This window comes from Bacillus sp. AFS023182, from assembly GCF_002560575.1.
GTDB classification, from domain to species: domain Bacteria; phylum Bacillota; class Bacilli; order Bacillales; family Bacillaceae_G; genus Bacillus_A; species Bacillus_A arachidis.
In genome coordinates this window covers 1-2874 of sequence record NZ_NTRO01000145.1, presented here as the reverse complement: position 1 = coordinate 2874, position 2874 = coordinate 1, and the positions used below count along the sequence as shown (strand labels likewise).

Here is a 2874-nt window from a genome sequence, read left to right as displayed (position 1 = left end):
ACTCACAAAATCTAACAAAAATAAGATATTCATAAGGTAACTACTTCCAATTGATTATATAATTAAGATATAAGATTAGATAAAAAAGGAGTAGGGATATGATAATTGGAAAACTAAAAGAAATTGTAAGACATCCAATAAAATCATTTCGCGGAGAAAATGTTCAACAAACTTACATTGCACCCTATGGTTTATATGGAGATAGAAGCCATGCCTTTTTAGATGAAACAAGACCAGGAAAGTATTTAACCGCAACACAACTTCCTGAAATGATTGGTTATACGGCGAGTTTTATAGGAGAAGAATCTTTGGATACATATCCACCAATCAAAATCATTTCTCCTGAAGGAAAAATATACAAGTGGGGAGATCAAGAGTTACTTACAGAATTAGAACAAAAATCAGATCGTAAAATTAAAGGTATACAATACTCACCCCAGCAAGTACCCTTAGGTGCAATTGAAGAAGAACATATATTAATTGTAACTGATACGTCATTGCAAGAAATGAGCACCTTGTGGGGAAAAGATGTGAACCATAGGAGATTTCGTCCAAACTTGATATTCTCATTATATGAAAATATTCCTTTTGCAGAAGATACATGGTTTGGAAAATGTATACGTATAGGAGAAGTAGAACTAGAAATAGTAAGACACTGTGAACGCTGCATGATTATTACTATTGATCCTAACACATTAACATTGGAAAAAACTCTTTTAAAAACTGTTGTACAAAAAAGGAATAATCATTTTGGAGTCTATGCATCAGTTATAAAACCAGGAAAAGTGAATGTTGGAGATTCTATCGTATTAGAATAACTTCCGACAACGAATTTTACGTCAACTAGCCCCTCGGAAGAGGGGCTAGTTGGTTTTTATAGTAACAAAAATAAAATTTTATTGTTAAAAAATGCATTAGCGTATAAAATCTGCGTTTTACCGTCAACACCCCATCGCTATCAAGTTAAGGTTATGAAGTACCCCTTAAACGAAAATTTTTATCTATCTACAATTATTTATAACAATTCAGCTCATTTTTTTAGTTTTGGGTAACAATGCACTTCTTAAGTTGGGTCGCATATATCGTAACCCCTTCAACAGGAATTATAAATACCTTACCATAACTATAGTTAACAAGAAAAACTATAGTTTTAAATTTTTTATAAATCTTCATCATGTTCAGAATGCGTATATTCTAAGATATCTCCAGGTTGACAGTTTAAAACCCTACAAATTGCATCAAGTGTAGAAAAGCGAATAGCTTTTACTTTACCTGTTTTTAGATTGGATAAATTGACTACAGATATTCCAACAGCATCGGCTAATTCTCCCAATTGCATTTTCCTATCTGCTAATACCCTATCCAATCGTGTAATAATAGCCATAAATAGCACCTCTCGTAAAACTTACAAAGTAGAATCGTATTCTTCTTGCAAATATGCACCATATTTAAAAACATGAGACAAAAATAAAATAAGAAATCCCATTATCATCATTTCAAAATTAAAATTAAGAGAAATTACGGTTTCAGACAATTGAAGTGTCCTTACAAGTAAAAAATCCCAAATATTACCTAATAATCCGATGATAAAACTATAAATAATAACCCCATACGCCAAATATTGGATGTGTTTAATACAACTTTTAGAAAAGGGTTGTTTATTTCTTGTAAACTGTAAAATTCTTTTTATCTGTACAGTGATAAATAATAATATTGTTAGGATTACTTCACCTATTATACAAGCATTTATGATCAATGGCCTAATTTTTGTATTTTGAATATGATTTACATCAATTTGATAAGAAGAATGATAAAAGCCTACAGAAAAAGTAACTCCCTTTGCAGTTAAAATGTCAAGTAAGGTATGGGGAGGAACAAATATTCCTCCAATCATCATACCTAAAACTAAAAACATTCCAATAATAACTATCCAATAAAAAATGTTAAATAAACCTTGAAACAATTTTATTATTTTTTCAAAACCAATAAAATCCTTAGCTTGATTCATATTTTTCACTCCATTTCTTTTTGATTAATATAGCACCATTTTTGTTGTTTATCATTATACGGTTAACGTTTATGGTTAATAGAATAACGATAAACATTAACTAATGGATATGCAATTTTACATATCCAAATAAAGGGAGTCTATATGCAGAGTATGATTAAATTATATTAATAATATTTAAGTTGTATTAAACGTTATTTTTTAGATTAAAATAGTTATTTGTTAACAGATATATCAAGTTGTAACTATTATAATTACTTAAATAATATGAAACAATCATTTTATAAGTATAATTTTTCCGCTTAAACAAATTCTTAATAAATAGATTATTGAATGTAATCGACAAAATTCTACTATTTACGCATTAAAAATTTCATGTTTTAATAAAGGTGTAATTGGTATGACCACTAAAAGAGGAGGAAATCAAGCTAATAACAGTTGAGGGGAATTGTCAGTAACATCATGCTAAACGAATTATCTAAACATTCAGTCTTAAAGAGTGTGGTGTGGAGATCATCTAGAATCACAAAAGTATCATATCAGTAAAAATAGCATTCTAGGTTTCTACATAACAAAAGTGATTTTGTTTTATTCAGAAGTAATAGTATAAGCAATGTACAGTATAATTTCATCTTTTGTAATCTTGTAGAAATAATGAAAAGAAGAGGGGAAATAACATGAAACGTATGAAAAAAGTAATCCCAGCAGCATTTGTGTTAAGTTCAGCTTTACTTGTAGCACCAGGATTTTCTTCAGCAGCTACTGATACTACGAATGTAGGAAATCTTCCGGTAGTAATCAGTGCTCAAGAAGGAAAAGCACCTATGACGGCAGAACAAGTTCAGGAAAATGGTACGCAACTTCCT

3 protein-coding genes and 1 pseudogene are annotated in these 2874 nt (G+C 29.8%); 2 read left to right on the top strand and 2 right to left on the bottom strand.

The annotated features are described in order from the left end of the window. Positions 1 to 98 precede the first annotated feature (98 nt). Positions 99 to 818, top strand: coding sequence for an MOSC domain-containing protein (locus CN288_RS27740; RefSeq protein WP_098303630.1), 720 nt, complete (start codon positions 99 to 101; stop codon positions 816 to 818). Between the two features lie 341 nt (positions 819 to 1159). On the opposite strand, the gene CN288_RS27735 is transcribed toward CN288_RS27740, so the two are convergent. Together CN288_RS27735 and CN288_RS27730 are read right to left on the bottom strand one after the other, a co-directional pair. Next, positions 1160 to 1384 carry a helix-turn-helix domain-containing protein gene (locus CN288_RS27735; protein WP_098102118.1) on the bottom strand — a complete coding sequence of 75 codons (225 nt, stop codon included), beginning with the start codon at positions 1382 to 1384 and terminating at the stop codon, positions 1160 to 1162. A 21-nt stretch (positions 1385 to 1405) separates the two neighbouring features. After that, entirely contained in the window at positions 1406 to 2008 is a 603-nt protein-coding gene (locus CN288_RS27730) for a DUF2975 domain-containing protein (RefSeq protein ID WP_098303629.1), read from the bottom strand. Between the two features lie 677 nt (positions 2009 to 2685). On the opposite strand from CN288_RS27730, the pseudogene CN288_RS27725 reads away from it, so the two are divergent. Then, positions 2686 to 2874: pseudogene (locus CN288_RS27725) on the top strand (hypothetical protein); the annotation flags it as partial.

What these genes read in the sequence shown, in the direction of transcription:
- CN288_RS27740 (WP_098303630.1), top strand. Translation starts at nt 99, where the DNA reads ATGATAATTGGAAAACTAAAAGAAATTGTAAGACATCCAATAAAATCA.
- CN288_RS27735 (WP_098102118.1), bottom strand. Translation starts at nt 1,384, where the DNA reads ATGGCTATTATTACACGATTGGATAGGGTATTAGCAGATAGGAAAATG.
- CN288_RS27730 (WP_098303629.1), bottom strand. Translation starts at nt 2,008, where the DNA reads ATGAATCAAGCTAAGGATTTTATTGGTTTTGAAAAAATAATAAAATTG.